The following is an 18,772-nucleotide window of genomic DNA, read 5'->3' as shown; positions in this document are numbered from 1 at the left end:
GTTTTCAGCAGGCATCAACACCGTGTGGATGCCGGATCGTCGTCCGGCATGACCAGGAACACTCACCGTCATGGCAGCTTTCTCGACCGACGGCTTCCCTCCGGCGGTTCTCCTCTTTATAAGAGCGCCCGCCTCCTCCCCTGTCCCGACGCGGCGGAACCATGCCCAAACGCACAGACATCAAGTCCATCGCGATCATCGGCGCCGGGCCGATCGTCATCGGCCAGGCCTGCGAGTTCGATTATTCCGGCGCCCAGGCCTGCAAGGCGCTGAAGCAGGAAGGCTACCGCGTCATCCTGGTCAACTCCAACCCGGCGACGATCATGACCGATCCGGAGCTGGCGGACGCGACCTATATCGAGCCGATCACGCCGGAGATCGTGGCCCGCATCCTGGAGGCGGAGAAGCCCGACGCGCTGCTGCCGACCATGGGCGGACAGACCGCGCTCAACACCGCGATGGCGCTGGACGAGGACGGCACGCTGGCCCGGCTGGGGATCGAACTGATCGGCGCCCGGCGCGACGTCATCTCCAAGGCGGAAGACCGGCAGCTTTTCCGCGAGGCGATGGACAAGATCGGGCTGGACAGCCCGCGATCGCACATGATCACCGAGTTCGCGGAGGCCGCGGACGCGCTGGAGCAGGTCGGCCTGCCGGCCATCATCCGCCCCTCCTTCACGCTGGGCGGCCAGGGCGGCGGCATCGCCTATAACAAGGCCGAGTTCGAGGAGATCGTCCGGTCCGGCCTCAAGCTCTCCCCCGTCAGCCAGGTGCTGATCGAGGAATCGGTGCTGGGCTGGAAGGAGTTCGAGATGGAGGTCGTGCGCGACAGCGCCGACAATTGCATCATCATCTGCGCCATCGAGAATATCGATCCGATGGGCATCCATACCGGCGATTCCATCACGGTCGCGCCGTCCATGACGCTGACCGACAAGGAATACCAGCTCATGCGCGACGCCTCGATCGCCGTGCTGCGGGAGATCGGGGTCGACACCGGCGGATCGAACGTCCAGTTCGCGGTCGATCCCGACACCGGCCGGATGGTGGTGATCGAGATGAACCCCCGCGTCAGCCGGTCCTCCGCGCTGGCGTCGAAGGCGACCGGCTTCCCGATCGCCAAGATCGCGGCGAAACTAGCTGTCGGCTATACGCTGGACGAACTTCAGAACGACATCACGGAAGTCACCCCGGCCTCCTTCGAGCCGACGATCGATTATGTCGTGACGAAGATGCCGCGCTTCACCTTCGAGAAGTTCCCCGGCGCGGACCCGCTCCTGACCACCTCCATGAAGTCGGTCGGCGAGGCGATGTCGATCGGCCGGACCTTCCAGGAAAGCCTCCAGAAGGCGCTGCGGTCGATGGAGACGGGGCTGACCGGGCTGAACGAGGTGGAGATACCGGGCGCCGGCTCCGGCGGCGACATGAACGTCATCCGCGCCGCCCTCTCCCGCCCCACCCATGACCGGCTGCTGGTCGTCGCCCAGGCGCTGCGCCAGGGCATGAGCGTGGAGGATGTCCGCGCCGCCTGCCGGATCGATCCCTGGTTCCTGCGCCAGATCGAAGGCATCGTCCGGGCGGAGGAGGAGGTACGGAAGGACGGCCTTCCCGCCGACCGCAAGGGCTTCCTGCGGCTGAAGAAGATGGGCTTCTCCGACGCAAGGCTGGCGGAGCTGGCGGGCCTGGAGGAGCCGGCCGTCGCCGCCGCGCGCCGGGGGCTGGAGGTCACGCCGGTCTACAAGCGGATCGATACCTGCGCGGCGGAGTTCGCGAGCCAGACGCCCTACATGTATTCCGCTTATGAGGGCGACGGGCTGGAGCCGGCGGAGTGCGAATCCGAGCCGACCGAGGCGCGCAAGATCGTCATCCTGGGCGGCGGGCCGAACCGGATCGGCCAGGGCATCGAATTCGACTATTGCTGCGTCCATGCCGCCTATGCGCTGAAGGAGGCCGGGTTCGAGACCATCATGGTCAACTGCAACCCGGAGACCGTCTCCACCGACTACGACACCTCCGACCGGCTCTATTTCGAGCCGCTGACGGCCGAGGATGTGATCGAGCTGATCCGGGTGGAGCAGCGAAAGGGCGAGTTCGCGGGCGTGATCGTGCAGCTTGGCGGGCAGACGCCGCTGAAGCTGGCGCAGGATCTGGAGGAAGCCGGCATCCCGATCCTGGGCACCGCCAGGGACGCGATCGACCTGGCCGAGGACCGGGAGCGGTTCAAGGGGCTGATCAACCTGCTGGGGCTGCGCCAGCCGGCAAGCGGCATCGCCCGGTCGGCCGGGGAGGCCGAGGCGATCGCCGAGGAGATCGGCTACCCGGTGCTGATGCGCCCCAGCTACGTGCTGGGCGGAAGGGCGATGGAGATCGTCCACGATGCCGACATGCTGCGCCGCTACATCACTACGGCGGTCAAGGTTTCCGGCAAGAACCCGGTGCTGATCGACAGCTACCTCCAGGATGCGACGGAGGTCGACGTGGACGCCGTCAGCGACGGCCATGAGGTCTATGTCGCGGGCATCATGGAGCATATCGAGGAAGCCGGCATCCATTCCGGCGACAGCGCCTGTGCCCTGCCGCCCCATTCGCTGTCGAAGGCCACGGTCCAGGAGATCGAGCGCCAGACGAAGCAGCTTGCCGGCGCGCTTGGCGTCGTCGGGCTGATGAACGTGCAGTTCGCGGTCAAGGACGGCGACGTCTACCTGATCGAGGTCAACCCCCGCGCCTCGCGCACCGTGCCCTTCGTCGCCAAGGCGACCGGCACGCCGATCGCCAAGATCGCCGCCCGGGTGATGGCCGGGGAGAAGCTTTCCGCCTTCACGCTGAACGGCCCCACCCCGCCGCATACGGCGGTGAAGGAGGCCGTGTTCCCGTTCAGCCGCTTCCCCGGCGTCGATACGCTGCTGGGGCCGGAGATGAAGTCGACGGGCGAGGTGATGGGGCTGGACGCCGATTTCGGCCGCGCCTTCGCCAAGAGCCAGCTTGGCGCCGGCGTGGTGCTGCCGCTGGAGGGCGCCGTCTTCGTCTCGGTCAAGGATCATGACAAGGAGGCGATCGTGCCAGTGGCCCGGAAGCTGGCCGGCATGGGCTTCAGGCTGATCGCGACCGTCGGCACCGCCGCGGTGCTGGAGCGGGAGAAGCTGCCGGTGGAGCGGATCAACAAGGTGCTGGAAGGCCAGCCGCACATCGTGGATGCGATGATCGACGGCAATGTGGCGCTGGTGTTCAACACCACCGACGGCGCCCAGGCGATCCGCGACAGCTTCTCGCTGCGACGGACGGCGCTGGTCAACAACATCCCCTACTACACCACCGTCGCCGGCGCCCGCGCGGCGGTGGAGGCCATCGCGGCGCTCAAGGCCGGACGTCTTGAAGTCGCCCCGCTCCAGTCTTACCTTCGCGGGGCGTATTGACCGACAGAAACCGGCGGCGTTCGGGCCGACCGGTCAGTTGTTTGTATTCTCTCGAGAGGTAGTAAGGCATGGAAAAGGTGCCCATGACGCAGGCGGGCAATATTCGCCTTCAGGAAGAACTGAAGCATCTGAAGACCGTCGAGCGTCCTACCATCATCAAGGCCATCGCCGAGGCCAGGGAGCATGGCGACCTGTCGGAGAACGCCGAATACCACGCCGCGCGGGAGCGCCAGAGCTTCATCGAGGGCCGGGTGCTGGAGCTTGAGGACAAGATCTCCCGCGCGGAGGTCATCGACGTGTCCCAGCTTTCGGGCGACGTGGTCAAGTTCGGCGCGACAGTGAAACTGGCCGACGAGGACACCGACGAGGAAGCGGTCTACCAGATCGTCGGCGCGGACGAGAGCGACATCAAGGCCGGCCGCCTGTCCGTCACCGCCCCGCTGGCCCGCGGCCTGATCGGCAAGGCCGTCGGCGACGTGGTCGAGGTGACGACCCCCAACGGCAGCAAATCCTACGAGATCATCCAGATTCAGTACGTCTGACGATTCGACCTACATTGTGCCGGCGGGCGCTCTATGTTGTTGTGTCTGGGGCGTCCGACGCCGCATGACTCCATAAGCAATATCGGGCGCACCCTTCCACCGGCGGGATCGGCATGGCTGACGACGTTGAGAAGATCCGCGACGACAAGGCCGGCGAAGACGTAGCGGCAGCTTCGCTGACCCCCGTCATCGGCATCGGCGCGTCGGCGGGGGGCGTCGAGGCGCTGGGCCGGTTCTTCGACGCGATGCCCGACGACAGCGGCGCGGCGTTCGTGATCGTGCTGCACCTGGACCCGACGCGCGAAAGCCATATGGCCCACGTGCTGAGCGGGCACACCGCCATGCCGGTGGTCCAGGTGGAGGATGGCGTGTCGATCGCGCCGAACCATGTCTATGTCATCGCGCCCGACTATTATCTGAAAGTGGGCGACGAGGCGCTTCATCTCCTGAAACCGGCGGAGGCGCGCGGCCATCGGCGTCCGGTCGACGTGCTGTTCGCGTCGATCGCGGAGAGCCGGCGGGAGAAATCGATCGCCATCGTGCTGTCCGGCACGGGAACCAACGGCACGGAAGGGCTGAAGGCGATCAGGGCGGAGGGCGGCATGGCCTTCGTCCAGACTCCCGACACCGCGAAATTCGACGGGATGCCGCGAAGCGCGATCTCCGAGAAGCTGGCCGACCAAATCATGGCCCCGGAGGAAATGCCGGCCGCCCTGCTTCGCTATCTTCGCCATGATTATATCGCCGCGCCGGGCGATATCGGCAACGGCTCGAAGAAGGGACAGGCCGGCATCGCGGGCGTGCTGGATCTCCTCCGCGCGCGGGGCGGCCACGATTTCCGCAACTACAAGCAGAGCACGCTCCGGCGGCGCGTTCACCGCCGGCTCGGCCTCAGGAACGTCGAGACCCTGGACGAATATCTGCGCATCCTGCGCGACGATCCCGCCGAGATCGCGGCGCTGGTCAAGGATCTGATGATCAATGTCACCGCCTTCTTCCGCGACCCGGAAGCATGGAAGGCCCTGACGGAGCTGACGATCGCGCCCCTGGTCGCCAACCGCGAATCCGGAGCCTCCATCCGGATGTGGACGCCCGGCTGCTCGACCGGACAGGAAGCCTATTCCCTGGCGATGCTGGTGACGGAGCAGGCCGAACTGGCGGGAAAGCGGTTCGATCTCAAGATCTTCGCGACCGACCCGCAGGAGGATAATCTGCGGCAGGCGCGCGACGGCGTCTTCCCGGCGTCCGCCATGGCCGGCTTCCCGCCGGAGCGCCTGCGGCGGTTCTTCGAGAAACTGGACGGCTCCTATCAGGTCAGGAAGGAGCTGCGCGACATGATCGTCTTCGCGCCGCAGGATTTGCTGCGCGATCCTCCCTTCTCTCGCCTGGACCTGGTTTCGTGCCGGAACCTGCTGATCTACCTGGAGCCCGCGGCGCAGCAGAGGATCATCGCGCTCTGCCATTTCGCGCTGAGGCAGGGCGGGTATCTGTTCCTGGGCAATGCGGAGACGGTCGGGAAGCATGATGAGCTTTTCGAGACGGTCTCCAAGAAGTGGCGGATATACCGCCGGATGGGACCGACCCGGCACGACATCATCGATTTCCCGACGCGGGGCGGAGATCGAACGGCGGCGAGCGATCCCGATCGACCGTCGGCCCCCGAGCCGGCGGCCCCGGTGGCCGATGTCGCGCGCCGCGCGCTGCTGGAGCGGTACGCGCCGGCGTCGGTCCTGATCGACCGGAAATGCCGCGCGCTCTATTTCCACGGGCGGACCGGCGACTATCTGGAGCAGCCGACGGGCGAGCCGACGAAGGATCTGATGGCGATGGCCCGGGAGGGGCTTGTCGCCAAGCTTCGCGGCGCGGTGCGCGAGGCGATGGCGACGAACCAGCCCGTGGCGACGAAGGCGCTGATCCGGCGGAACGGCCGAAGCTGCCCGGTCGCGGTGACGGTGTCGCCGCTTCCCTCTTCCTCCCGGGGCGGCGACCTGCTGGTGACTTTCGAGGAGGAGAAGTCGAACGGCGGGCCGGCGCCGGCCGAGGATTCCGGCCGGCGCGATCCGGCCGAAATCTCCTCCGGCGAGCGCGACCTTCAGGAGGAGTTGAGCGCCGTCCGCGCGGAACTGCAGAACACCATCGAGCATCTGGAAACCGCCAACGAGGAGCTGAAGGCGTCGAACGAGGAAGCCACCTCCATGAACGAGGAGCTTCAGTCCACCAATGAGGAGCTGGAAACTTCCAAGGAGGAGTTGCAGTCGTTCAACGAGGAGCTGAACACGGTCAACAGCCAGCTTCAGCACAAGATCGGGGAGTTGGAGAACACCACCAACGACCTGAACAACCTCCTCGCCGGATCGGAGACGGCGACCCTCTTCCTGGACACCGATCTCCGCATCAAATGGTTCGCGCCGGCGACCAGGGAACTGTTCAACCTCGTATCCTCCGACATCGGCCGCTCCGTCGCCGATTTCGCGCGGAAATTCGCCGACGAGGACCTGCTGCGCGACGCCGAGGCCGTGCTGGGGAAGCTGACCGGCATCGACGCGGAGGTCTCCAGCGATTCCGGCCGCTGGTATCTGCGGCGCATGCTGCCCTACCGCACCCGGGACAACCGCATCGCGGGCGTCGTCATCACCTTCGGGGACATAACCGAGCGGAAGCAGGCCGCCGACGCGGTCAACGAGGCGCGGATCTATTCCGAGGCCATCGTGTCCACGATCCGGCAGCCCCTTCTGGTCCTGAACGGCGACCTTCGCGTCCAGTCCGCCAACAGCGCCTTCTACGACCAGTTCGACGCCATTCGCGGGGAAACCGAGGGCCGCCTTGTCTATGAGCTTGGGAACGGGCAATGGGACATCCCGCGCCTGCGGGAACTGCTCCAGGACGTCCTGACCCACGATCAGGCGGTCGTCGATTTCGAGGTGGAGCACGATTTCACGGATCTGGGGCGGCGCTGCATGCTGCTGAACGCCCGCAGGATGGCGCGAAACGGCGGCCGTGGCGAACTGATCCTGCTGGCGATCGAGGACATCACTGAGCGAAGTGGAGCGGAGGCGGCGGCGCGGCGGCTCGCCGCGATCGTCTCATCCTCCGACGACGCCGTCATGAGCAAGGATTTGGAGGGCGTCGTCACCAGTTGGAACGATGGCGCCCGGCGGCTCTTCGGCTACGAGGCGGAGGAGATCGTGGGCAAGTCCATCATGATGCTGGCGCCGCCTGAGCTGCGCGAGGAGGAAGCCGGCATTCTGGCGCGCTTGCGGCGCGGCGAGCATATCGAGCATTTCGAGACGGTGCGGCGGCGCAAGGACGGAAGCGACGTGTGGGTGTCGCTGACCATATCCCCGCTTGCCGACGCCAGGGGCGCGCCCATCGGCGGCTCGACGATCGCGCGGGACATGACCGAACGACGGCAAGCCGACAAGCACCGGAAGATCCTCATCGACGAGCTCAACCACCGGGTCAAGAATTCCCTGGCGAAGGTGCAGGCCATCGCGACGCAGACCTTCGGCGACTCCGCCTCGCTGAAGGAGGCGCGCGCCGCCTTCAGCTCCCGGCTGATCGCGCTCGCCAAGGCCCATGACCTGCTGACGCACGATAACTGGGAAGGCGCGGACCTGGTGAACGTGGTGAAGGACACGATCGAGCCTCACGACGTGGGCGACCGGTTCCGCGTCGGCGGCCCGCACATCCAGCTTCCGCCGAGCGCCGCGCTGGCGATCGCCATGGCGCTGCACGAGCTTTCGACCAACGCCGCGAAATACGGCGCGCTGTCGGACGACGAAGGCCATGTCGATATCTCCTGGCGGCTGGACGGGCGGGGCCAGGACCGACGCCTGGCGCTGCGCTGGACGGAAAGCGGCGGCCCCCCGGTGACGCCCCCGGCGCGCCAGGGTTTCGGGACCCGCCTGATCGAACGGGCGCTGGCGCTGGAACTGAACGGCGAGGTGCGTGTTCTCTATGAACCCTCCGGCGTCGTCTGCGCCATCGACGCGCCGATGCCCCTGGATTCAATAAAAATGGAGTCGCATGGCGACCAGGACGAAAGCAGGCAGCCGGCATATCCTGATCGTTGAGGACGAACCGTTGATCGCCATGCACCTTGAGGGAATGATCTCCGATTTGGGGCATGAGGTGGCGTTTCTCGCCACCCGGATGAACAGCGCCCTGTCGCATGCGAAGGAAGACGATATCGATTTCGCCGTCCTGGACGTCAACGTCGCCGGCTCGCCCTCCTTCCCTGTCGCCGATATCCTGCGCCGGCGGGGAGTGCCCTTCATCTTCACCACCGGATACGGCGTGGAGGGCCTGATCGACGGCTATCGCGACGAAATCGTCGTCAAGAAGCCGTTCGACGCCCGGGAGTTCGAACGCGCCATGGCGCTGGCCATTTCCGCCGGCCCGTCAGGACCCCATTGAGGCTACGCGCTTCTCGCCGTAATGCTCGTTGTCGGCTGCTTTCCGTTCCATTCGGCAATGACCATCAAGAGCGATGAGCGAATACCAGTATTACGAATTCCTGGCGGTCGACCGGCCTCTTGACGAGGAGGATCGCGATTCGCTGAGGGAACTGTCGTCGCGGGCGCGGATCACGTCGTGGAGCTTCACGAATTCCTATGAGTGGGGCGACTTCAAGGGCGATCCCGCCGCGCTGATGGAGCGCTGGTTCGACCTTCACCTCTACCTCGCCAATTGGGGCGAACATCGGCTGATGATCCGCCTGCCGAAACGGCTGGTCGACCGGCCTGTGATCGAACCCTTCATCCGCGACGACTATCCCGTTCTGGTGCGGGACGCGGGCGAGAACCTGATCCTCGACATCGATCGCGAGGAGGTAGGGTTCGATTGGGACGATGACGATTCCGGCTGGCTGGCCGCCCTGGCGCCGCTGCGCGACGATCTGCTGGCGGGCGACCTCAGGCCGCTCTATCTCCTGTGGCTGATCGGCGTCGAAATGGATGTCTTCAAGGATGACGAGCCGGAACCGTTGACCGGAATCGCGCCGCTGACGCCGGCGCTGGAGGCGTTAGCGGACTTCTTCGGCATCGATGCCGATCTCGTCGAGGCGGCGGCCGAACGTTCCGAAGAGACGGATGCGCCTTCGCCGAAAGCCGTCCGGCAATCCATCGAGGCGATGGCGGACGCTGAGAAGACCGAACTTCTGACCCGGCTGGCGGAGGGCGACCGGCATGTCGCGGCCGAACTGCGGCGCGCTGTCCGGAACCGCCAGGGGCTAAACGCCGAAGCCTCGGCGCGCCCCGCCCGTACTGTCGGCGAATTGCGGTCCCGCGCCGGAGAAATCCGCCTCGCCCGCGAACGGGAGGAGGCCGAACGCGCCGCCGCCGAACGCCGCCGGCTGGCCGAGGAAGCGGAGAAGGCGCGCCGGGCGCGGATAGAGGCGGTGGCGCGCCGTGGAGAAGGCGTCTGGGACGAGATCGAAACGGAGATCGAGCGCCGCAACCCCTCAGGCTACGACATGGCGATGGAGCTTCTGGCCGATCTGCGCCTGATCGCGGAGGAGCGGGGTGAAGGCGAAAACTTCACCCGCCGGCTCCGCTCGATCCGCGATCGCCACGCCCGGAAGAAGCGCTTCATCGAGCGGTTGGTGGAGATGGGATGAAGCCGGCAGGATCCTCGTCCTGATCTTGTCGAAGGATGCGGGCACACATGGTTCGACAAGCTCACCATGAGGAAGTCTCCTCTTTGTTGGTAGTTCCCGACTTGATCGGGAATCCATAGGCCCTTGCCGCTTCACCGGCGGCGAAGAACCGGGCGCGCCTCCGCCCGCCATCGACGCCGCATGGATGCCGGATCGGGGTCCGGCATGACGGTATTGGGAGGGTGCGGGCGCACATGGTTCGACGGGCTCACCATGAGGAAGTCTTCTCTTGTTGGTCGTTCCCGACTTGATCGGGAATCCATAGGCCGGCGCCGCTGCGCCGGCGGTGAAGAACCGGACGCGGTCCCTGCCCGTCATCGACGCCGCATGGATGCCGGATCGGGGTCCGGCATGACGGTATTGGGAGGGTCCGGGCGCACATGGTTCGACAAGCTCGCCATGAGGGGATAGGGGCGAGAGCTTCTCCCTTAGGTCATTCCGGACTTGATCCGGAATCCATGGGCCCTTGCCGCTTCACCGACAGCGAGGGATCGGGCGTGGTCCTGATCTTCATCGATGCCGTATGGGTGCTGGATTAAGTCCAGCATGACTTCAAAAAGAATCGCCTGTCGAAGGGTGTACCCACAGCTGGCGCATACCGCTGCTCAGATCTGCAACCAACAGGCAGCGTTTCCGGCACAACTTCTCGCGCAAGAAAAATCGTTCAGCATGTCGGCAACGGGTCGCCTCATCCGTCCTCGGATTGTGCGTCCCTGGCGCATCGCGATTGAAAGGAAAGGATCACAGCAATGAAGGTCACCCAGAATCTCTGGTTCGAGAAGGATATGGAGGCCGCCATCGGCTTCTACACATCGCTGATCCCCGGCTCGTCGATCCAGTCGATCTCCGGCTTGCCGGCCGACACGCCGAGCGGGCCTGCAGGCAGCGTCAGGATCGGCGTCTTCACGCTCGGCGACCAACGCTATATGGCGATCGAGGCGGGTCCGCTCGATCCGTTCAACCACAGCTTCTCGATCATGGTCGAATGCGAAACCCAGGCGGAGATCGACCATCTCTGGGACGCGCTGAAAGAAGGCGGGTCGACGGAACAATGCGGCTGGCTGAAGGACCGCTGGGGCCTCTCCTGGCAGATCACGCCCAAACGGCTCGGCGAACTCATGGGCGATTCCGATTCGGACACGGCCAGGCGAGTCACCGAAGCGATGCTCGGGATGGTGAAACTCGACATCGCGGGGCTGGAAGCGGCGGCGCGGGGTTCATAGGGCTGGCGATCCCTATTTCCTCTGCCCTATTTCCGCTGGTTGCCCGCGAACGCCGCTGTCAGGCCGAGGCCGATGAAGAGGAACCCGCTGATATACCGTTCGAACTGGAGATATCCGCGGTTCCGCTTCAGCCAACCGCCGGCCGTTCCCGCGGCGAGCGCATAGCAGCAGTCGGTGACGAATCCGATCAATGTGAAGAGCAGCCCCAGGAAGGCGATCTGCATCGCGACATGCCCGCGGCTCACATCCACGAATTGCGGCAGGAAAGCCAGAAAGAACAGCGCTGTCTTGGGGTTGAGGAGATTGACGACGAAGCCGTCGCGGAACAGCCGCCCGTATTTGTGCTCCGCGACCGCGACGGTGGATTCTTGTCTGGGCCCGAAGAGTTTCCTGAGGCCAAGCCAGATCAGGTAGGCGGCGCCGGCGTACTTGATGATGCCGAAGGCGAGCGCGGATGAGGCGAGTATCGCCGACAGGCCAAGGGCGGCGGCCGCGATATGCACGAGCGTGGCGGTATGGATGCCGATAACGGAAATGAAGCCGGCGAGACGGCCTTGCTCAACAGACCGCGCGAAGATGTAGAGAACGGCGGGGCCGGGAACCAGCAGCAGCACCAACGCGGCGCTGACGAACACCACAAGGCTGGCGGGGCCGGGCGTGATCAGTTCCATTCCATGATTCCTTGATCCGACTCATCTTCCTTTTTCATCAAGCCCGGCATTATCCAGGTCTGTCAATTCGCTACGCGCCAACGAACAAGCTAGTCGAAGGACGTCGCGGCATACACGGCTCGGCAGGCTCACCATGAGGGAGTCTTCTCTTGTTGGTCATTCCGGCCTCCGAGCCGGAATCCATAGGCCGGTGACGCTGCGCCGGCGGCGAAGAACCGGAGGCACCCCCGTCGTCATCGATGCCGCATGGATGCCGGATCGGGGTCCGGCATGACGGTGTTGGGTCAAGGAACGATCAGGCCGGAAAGCTCCAGGAGTTGTGAGGCCAGAGGGCTCGTCTTGCGCCAGACCATGCCGATGGTCCGCGAGGGTTGGGGGTCCTTGAAGCGAGCGACCGATACCGACCCCGCGCCCGTCTCCACCGCCAAGGCCATTTCCGGGATCAGCGTCACCCCCATGCCGGCCTTGACCATCTGGACGAGCGTGGAGAAAGAACTCGCGTCCAGCAGCCCCTCCCGTGGCGACGATTGCATATTGCAGAACGACAGGGCCTGATCGCGAAAACAGTGCCCCTCGTCCAGCAGAAGCAGCCGCATCTCGCGCAGCATCTCACCGCTGGGCGGCGGCTTTCCCTCATCCTCGCCCGGCCGGACCAGCAGGAAATTTTCCGCGAACAGGGCGATTTCGGTCAGCGAAGGCTCGGAGACGGGCAGAGCGACGATCGCCGCGTCGAGCCTGCCTTCCGTAAGCTCCTCGATCAGCTTCGACGTCAACGCCTCACGCACATGAATCTCAAGTTCCGGGTGCTTTCGGGTGAGGTTCTCGATCAGCTTCGGCAACAGATAGGGCGCGACCGTGGGGATCATGCCGACGCGCAACCGGCTGGCGATCCGGTCCCGCGACACCCGCGCGAAATCTTCCAGCTCATCGACCGAGCGCAGGATGTCGCGGACGCGCGGGGAGGCCTGTTCCCCGAACGGCGTAAGCCGGACCTTCCTTCCGCCTCTCTCGATAAGCGCGGCGCCCAGGATCTCCTCCAGCTCCCTGATCTGCATCGACAGGGCCGGCTGCGAGATCGCACAAGCTTCTGCCGCGCGTCCGAAGTGACTATGATGCGCCAACGCGTCGAAGTAGCGCAGCTGCCTGAGAGTCACTGGGCTGGGCATTATAAAACTTTCTTATCGTAGAGATCAGCAAAGCCTAGTTTACCTGATCGGATACGCTGCGTAAATTGACGCTATGGAAACACGTCAACCGGCAGCGAGGCAGTAATGGACACAAAGACCGACGAGAATTCGGGCAAATGCCCGTTCACAGGCGGCGCCCGCGGACACAGGAATCGGGACTGGTGGCCGGAGGCGCTGGACATCGAGATGCTCCATCGGAATTCCGACCTGTCCGATCCGATGGACAAGGATTTCGACTACGCCAAGGAGTTCCAGACCCTCGACCTCGATGCCGTGATCGAGGATTTGAAGGCCTTGATGACCGACTCGCAGGAATGGTGGCCGGCCGATTTCGGTCACTATGGCGGGCTGATGATCCGGATGGCGTGGCACAGCGCGGGCACCTACCGCATCACCGACGGCCGCGGCGGGGCCGGCGCCGGGCAGCAGCGGTTCGCGCCGCTGAACAGCTGGCCCGACAATGTCAACCTCGACAAGGCGCGCCGGCTGCTGTGGCCAATCAAGCAGAAATACGGCCGCAAGCTCTCTTGGGCCGATCTGATGGTGCTGGCGGGTAACGCCGCACTGGAATCCATGGACTTCAAGACCTTCGGGTTCGCGGGCGGCCGCGCCGATGTCTGGGAGCCGGAAGAGCTCTACTGGGGTCCGGAGGGGACGTGGCTGGGCGACGAACGCTATAGCGGCGAACGCCAGCTCGATGAGCGGCTCGGCGCGGTGCAGATGGGCCTGATCTACGTCAATCCGGAAGGGCCGAACGGCAAGCCCGACCCGATCGCGGCGGCCAGGGACATCCGCGAAACCTTCTTCCGCATGGCGATGAACGACGAGGAAACCGTCGCGCTGATCGCCGGCGGCCATACGTTCGGGAAGACCCACGGCGCCGGCGACCCGTCGCTGGTCGGGCCCGCGCCGGAAACGGGCGCCATCGAGGATCAGGGCCTCGGCTGGAAGAGTTCGCATGGCACAGGTCTCGGACCCGACACCATCGGCGGCGGCCCGGAGGTCACCTGGTCGCAGACCCCGGCGCAGTGGAGCAACCACTTCTTCGACAATCTGTTCGGGCACGAATGGGAGCTGACGAAGAGCCCGGCCGGCGCATACCAGTGGAAGGCGAAGGACGCCGAAGCCACGGTCCCGGATGCCCACGATCCGTCGAAGAAGCATCTGCCGACCATGCTGACCACCGATCTCTCGTTGCGGTTCGACCCGGCCTACGAGAAGATCTCGCGGCGCTTCCACGAGAACCCGGACCAGTTCGCGGATGCCTTCGCACGCGCCTGGTTCAAGCTCACGCACCGCGACATGGGGCCACGCGTGCGCTATCTCGGCCCGCTCGTCCCGAACGAGACGCTGATCTGGCAGGACCCGATCCCGACGCTCGATCATGAGGTGATCGGCGAGCAGGACATCTCCTCGCTCAAGGAGAAGATCCTGGCTTCCGGCCTTTCGGTGCCGCAGCTTGTCTCCACGGCCTGGGCATCGGCGTCGACCTTCCGCCGCTCCGACAAGCGCGGCGGCGCCAACGGCGCGCGGATCCGGCTTGCGCCGCAGAAGGACTGGGAGATCAACCAGCCGGCGCAACTCAGGACGGTGCTGGAGAAGCTGGAAGCGATCCAGAGGGACTTCAACACCGCGCAGACGGGCGACAAGAAGGTCTCCCTGGCCGACCTCATCGTCCTTGCTGGCAGTGCGGCGGTCGAGAAGGCGGCGAAGGATGCCGGGATCGACGTGAGGGTTCCGTTCACGCCGGGACGCATGGACGCGTCGCAGGAGGAGACCGATATCGACTCCTTCGCGCCGCTGGAACCGCGCGCCGACGGCTTCCGCAACTATCTCGGCGGCAGGCAGTTCATGATGCCCGAGGAGGCCCTGGTCGATCGGGCACAGCTGCTGACGCTGACCGGGCCGGAGATGACGGCGCTCGTCGGCGGCCTGCGCGTCCTCGGCGCGAATGCCGGCGATTCGAAGCATGGCGTCTTCACCGAGACGCCGGGCAGGCTGACCAACGATTTCTTCGTCAACCTGCTGGATATGGGCACGCAGTGGAACCTGTCTCCCGAAGCGGACGATCTGTATGAAGGCCGCGACAGGAAGACCAACGAGCTGAAATGGACCGGCACCCGCGTCGACCTGATCTTCGGCTCGCACTCGCAGCTTCGCGCCTTCGCGGAGGTCTATGCCGCCAGCGATTCGAAGGAGAAGTTCGCGAAGGACTTCGCCGCGGCCTGGACAAAGGTGATGAACGCCGACCGCTTCGACATAGTGCGGCGGCCGCAGTAGGGTCGAGCGGTTTGAGTAGAGCGCAGCCGCGATCGAAGCCGATCGCGGCTGCGCAGTTCATGCAGTCCCGTGCGACCGCGCCAGATGCATCGACGGGTTCCAATGCGCGGCGGTGTGCCGCCGCGATGCGGTTACTCCATGTAATTCACCGCGAGTTCCTTGATCTCGCCGTCGAACGTGAACGGCGCCCGGTCGAAATAGGCCAGGGAGACCGGCGAATAGCTGTCCCTGCCGACGTCGAACGCGTCATTCGCGGTGAAGGCCAGCGGCGCCGATCGCGGTACATGCCCTTCGGCAACAGCCTGTCCGTTGACGCGGATCGTCACGTCGATCGGAGCGGCGTGGCCCTGGCCGAAGCGCGATTCGACCTCGATCGTCGCGGCCCCGGTCGGCAGGGACCCAGTCGACTCGATGCGCGTGCGCTCGATTTCGAACAGGTTGTACTCGTAGGTGATCTTGCCGTTCTCGACCCATAGCGCAAGCCCGCCCGAGAATGCGCCAAGCGCGTACAACACGCCGGCGGAGTCGGGGTTCAATTCGGTATCGATGGTGACCAGGTTGCTGCGCGCACCGAGCTTCGGTGCGGCGAATTCCGGGACGGCGGTAACGTCCTGTGTGTACCGGAACGCCGTCGCGGAATTGTGGGGCGCGTTCTCCGGATGGAGGATCGACCACAGGCCCCCGCCGATCGGATAAACCCTGTTGGCCTCTGCCGTGACGTTGAAGGCATCCACCATCGTCGCGACCCTCTCCGGCTGCTGTGCCGCCAGATCCAGCGCCTGCGAAAAGTCGGAGCGCAGGTCGTAAAGCTCCCAGACGTCGTTGTCGGGCGTCCATGTCAGGATGCTCGGGTCCATCCCGGGCACCCAGGGAGTGCGCGGCCCGAATGCCGAGGCGATCCAGCCATCCCGATAGAGGGCGCGGCTGCCCATGATCTCGAAATACTGCTCCGTTTTCTGGTCTGGCGCCGTGGCGGAGGCGAAGCTGTACCGCATGCTGACGCCGTCCAGCGGGCTTTGCGACACACCGTCGACGAGACGCGGCGGCTCGATGCCGAGCACGTCGTAGATCGTCGGCACGATGTCGTTGACATGGTGGAACTGGGGATGCGGCGCATCATCGGCCGCGATCGATTGCGGCCACGACACGACGAGCGGCGTGCGCGTGCCGCCGAAGTGAGAGGCGACAAGCTTGGTCGCCTGATAGGGCGTGCTGCCCGCCCATGCCCAACCGGCGTGATACATGGGATCGGTTTCCGGACCGCCCAAGACGTCGAGACCGCCCAGCTCCTCGAGCGCCCGCAGATGGTCCTCGGTCTCGGTCGCAATGCCGTTCTGCGCGAGAAGCTCACTGATCGTCCCGCGCTGGCCTTCGGCGCTCGATCCGTTGTCGCCCCAGATGTAGAAAACCAGCGTGTTGTCACGGACCCCGAGGTTTTCGAGTTCGTCGATCAGCCGGCCAGCCTGCGTGTCCGCATGCTCGACATAGCCGGCGAACACTTCCATCAAGCGAATTTGAAACGGCTTCTCATCATCGGGAATATCGTTCCAGGCAGGAAGTGTCGCAGGTCTTGAGGTCAGTTCGGCGTCCGCCGGAATCCAGCCGAGATCCTTCTGGCGCGCGAAGATGCGCTCGCGCATGGCATCCCAGCCATCATCGAACCTGCCGTCGTACCTGTCCGCCCATTCGCTGAAGATGTGGTGCGGGCCATGCGCCGCCCCAGGCGCCCAATACAAGAAGAACGGTCTCTCCGGCGCCAGGGCACGCTGCCGGCGAAGCCATCCGACTGCCTGGTCCGTCATGTCCTCGGTGAAGTGGTAGCCCGGGCGATCAGGCGGCTCGATGCGCACGGTGTTCTCGACGATCGCCGGCTCCCATTGCGACGACTCGCCGGCGAGGAAACCGTAGAAGTAGTCGAAGCCCACGAGGCGCCCTGTCGGCCAACGGTCGAACGGGCCCATCTGCGTCGTCTCGTCTGCCGGCGTGTTGTGCCATTTGCCGAACGCCGAGGTGGCATATCCATAGTCGCCGAGGACAGTGGCGACCGAGGCGGTGGTGGCCGGCCACATTCCGCTGTAGCCGTCCCAGTTGTTCGAGAGCTCGGCGATCTGCCCGAATCCGACGCGATGATGGTTGCGCCCGGTCAGCAGGGCGGCGCGGGTCGGCGAGCACATAGCGGTATTGTGGAAGCGGTTGTACGAGATCCCGCTTTGTGCGAGGCGGGACAGGGTCGGTGTCTGAATGTCGCCGCCGAAGGTGCTCGGCAGCGCCGGGCCGGTGTCGTCGAGCATGATGATCAGGACGTTCGGCGCATCGGCCGGCAGGCGGCGCGGCTCCGACAGCGGCTGGTACGTCGATTCCTGCATCGTCCGCTCGGCGATGCTTGGCGAAGGCGTTGGCGGAAACGGCAGCGACTCCTGAGCAGGAAGCCTGCCGGCGAACAGGCTGATCGCGCCGACCATGATCAACGAAATGCCGGATGTCGAGAGCGGACGCATGGGAGACTCTCCTCGCGAAGTCCTGGCCCTGGGGGATAGGGAGCCGCTCCCCCGACGGCCGATGGCGCGGTTCCGGGATCTTCGCGGTTTCAGGCAGGATCGATGGGGCGCGGACCGGCCGAAAGTAATTTACGGTAAACTACCTGCGGCACGCACAACCGTGACGCGCCGTCGGGCAAGATGACGACACAGGGGGGGAGGTCGGGCGAACCAGGGAACCTAGAACCGGATGCTGAGGCCGACCGTCGGTCCGCTCAGTTCGACGTCCCAGACGAAACCATCATCTTCGTAATCGACGCTGAGGTGCCGATAACCGATCTGGCCGGCGATAAAGTCGGAGAAACGATAGCCGACGCCGCCATAGACCTGCCATGTCAGGTCGGACACGACGCCGAAGCCGCCGATGTCGCCATAGGCCGACGCGAAGAAGCGGGAGCCGAGATCCACCTGGCCACGCAGACCGACTACCGGATCCACCCATGACTCGCTCACTCCCGTCTCGACCTGCGGCAGCAGCCCGGCGGTGAAGGTCACGTCGTTATCGACGCTCCAGGCTCGCACGCCCGCCAGTACGTCTACCGTCCCCGCAGGATCGTCAAACGCGCGGTAGCCAAGGCTGAACGTTCCGAAGAAGGTTGTGTTGTCGACATCGACATCGCCGAAGTGCGCACCGGGCGTCGTGCCATCGGCGCTCAGGGGCAGATAGGCAACGTCCACAAGGGCGCCTACGCGGCCGTGGCGCGCCTCGGCCACGGCCATGAAGGCGAAGTCGAGATGCTCGAAAATCTCGTCGAAGCCCGCATCGACATCGACGGTCGGCAGACGCGGCCGGGTGCCGACATCGCCGTTCAGGCCGGTCATCCAGAGATAGGGCGAGAGTTGAAAGGACCAGCCCGTGGCCGACGACGAGACTGGCCCGTCATCGGCCCGTGCCGGCGTTCCCGTTGCGAGAATTGCGGCTGCAACGAGCGCCAGTACGGCCCGCGCCTTCCACGGCATTCGTGGGGGTTCGCTGCGTCGGCGACCGGCATCAGACGACCGGTCCGAGGCGGCAATGCGATCGCCTGCCGTCAGTAAGCCGCCATAGAATGTCGTGAGCTTGAGCATTATCGGCCGGCCTGGACCTGATCCCCACATTGCAGTGCGACCGGACGCCGCGCCTCCCCCTCGAAGCGGCGCAGCATCTCCGATCCTGGTTCAGGATCGCAGGCGCGCATCAATGCGTAAGTAATTTACGGTAGATTACGGCTGCCCGGCTTGAATCGTCCCGAAGCAGATCTCCGCAAAAACTGTTCCAAACTC

At 65.2% G+C, this 18,772-nt stretch carries 11 protein-coding genes; 7 read left to right on the top strand and 4 right to left on the bottom strand.

The window, feature by feature from the left end:
• The first annotated feature begins 161 nt into the window (after positions 1-161).
• The 6 genes from carB to AAFN89_RS06420 all read left to right on the top strand — a co-directional run bounded on the left by carB (position 162) and on the right by AAFN89_RS06420 (position 10,834).
• A complete protein-coding gene (carB, locus tag AAFN89_RS06445) occupies positions 162-3,413 on the top strand; it encodes a carbamoyl-phosphate synthase large subunit (RefSeq protein ID WP_347537125.1) in 3,252 nt (1,083 codons plus the stop codon).
• A 68-nt stretch (positions 3,414-3,481) separates the two neighbouring features.
• Positions 3,482-3,955 (top strand): transcription elongation factor GreA, encoded by a 474-nt coding sequence (greA, locus tag AAFN89_RS06440; RefSeq protein ID WP_347537122.1) that lies wholly within the window; start codon positions 3,482-3,484, stop codon positions 3,953-3,955.
• Positions 3,956-4,068: 113 nt separating this feature from the next.
• A complete protein-coding gene (locus AAFN89_RS06435) occupies positions 4,069-8,028 on the top strand; it encodes a chemotaxis protein CheB (protein WP_347537120.1) in 3,960 nt (1,319 codons plus the stop codon).
• On the top strand, positions 7,982-8,371 hold the full coding sequence (locus AAFN89_RS06430; protein ID WP_347537118.1) for a response regulator: 390 nt from the start codon (positions 7,982-7,984) through the stop codon (positions 8,369-8,371). Before AAFN89_RS06435 ends, AAFN89_RS06430 begins: the two co-directional genes overlap by 47 nt.
• A gap of 73 nt (positions 8,372-8,444) precedes the next feature.
• Complete coding sequence (locus tag AAFN89_RS06425) at positions 8,445-9,572, top strand: hypothetical protein (RefSeq protein WP_347537116.1); 1,128 nt, start codon at positions 8,445-8,447, stop codon at positions 9,570-9,572.
• A gap of 788 nt (positions 9,573-10,360) precedes the next feature.
• The gene (locus AAFN89_RS06420; RefSeq protein ID WP_347537114.1) at positions 10,361-10,834 is read left to right on the top strand and encodes a VOC family protein; all 474 of its coding nucleotides are present in this window, start codon (positions 10,361-10,363) and stop codon (positions 10,832-10,834) included.
• A 26-nt stretch (positions 10,835-10,860) separates the two neighbouring features.
• Here the strand turns inward: AAFN89_RS06420 and AAFN89_RS06415 are convergent, their stop codons facing one another.
• Positions 10,861-11,505 (bottom strand): LysE family translocator, encoded by a 645-nt coding sequence (locus AAFN89_RS06415; protein WP_347537112.1) that lies wholly within the window; start codon positions 11,503-11,505, stop codon positions 10,861-10,863.
• 284 nt (positions 11,506-11,789) lie between these two features.
• The gene (locus tag AAFN89_RS06410; RefSeq protein WP_347537110.1) at positions 11,790-12,671 is read right to left on the bottom strand and encodes a LysR substrate-binding domain-containing protein; all 882 of its coding nucleotides are present in this window, start codon (positions 12,669-12,671) and stop codon (positions 11,790-11,792) included.
• A gap of 105 nt (positions 12,672-12,776) precedes the next feature.
• Here AAFN89_RS06410 and katG point away from each other — a divergent pair, with 105 nt between their 5' ends.
• Complete coding sequence (katG, locus tag AAFN89_RS06405; RefSeq protein WP_347537107.1) at positions 12,777-14,972, top strand: catalase/peroxidase HPI; 2,196 nt, start codon at positions 12,777-12,779, stop codon at positions 14,970-14,972.
• Between the two features lie 131 nt (positions 14,973-15,103).
• Here katG and AAFN89_RS06400 read toward each other — a convergent pair whose 3' ends face one another.
• Positions 15,104-17,470, bottom strand: coding sequence for an arylsulfatase (locus AAFN89_RS06400; RefSeq protein ID WP_347537105.1), 2,367 nt, complete (start codon positions 17,468-17,470; stop codon positions 15,104-15,106).
• Between the two features lie 219 nt (positions 17,471-17,689).
• Positions 17,690-18,577 (bottom strand): hypothetical protein, encoded by an 888-nt coding sequence (locus AAFN89_RS06395; RefSeq protein WP_347537102.1) that lies wholly within the window; start codon positions 18,575-18,577, stop codon positions 17,690-17,692.
• Positions 18,578-18,772 lie beyond the last annotated feature (195 nt).

The organism is Inquilinus sp. CAU 1745 (assembly GCF_039839375.1).
In the GTDB taxonomy this organism is placed as follows: Bacteria; Pseudomonadota; Alphaproteobacteria; order DSM-16000; family Inquilinaceae; genus JBDOQU01.
Note: the sequence above shows the minus strand (reverse complement) of the source record. Positions and strands in the feature narration are given on the sequence as shown.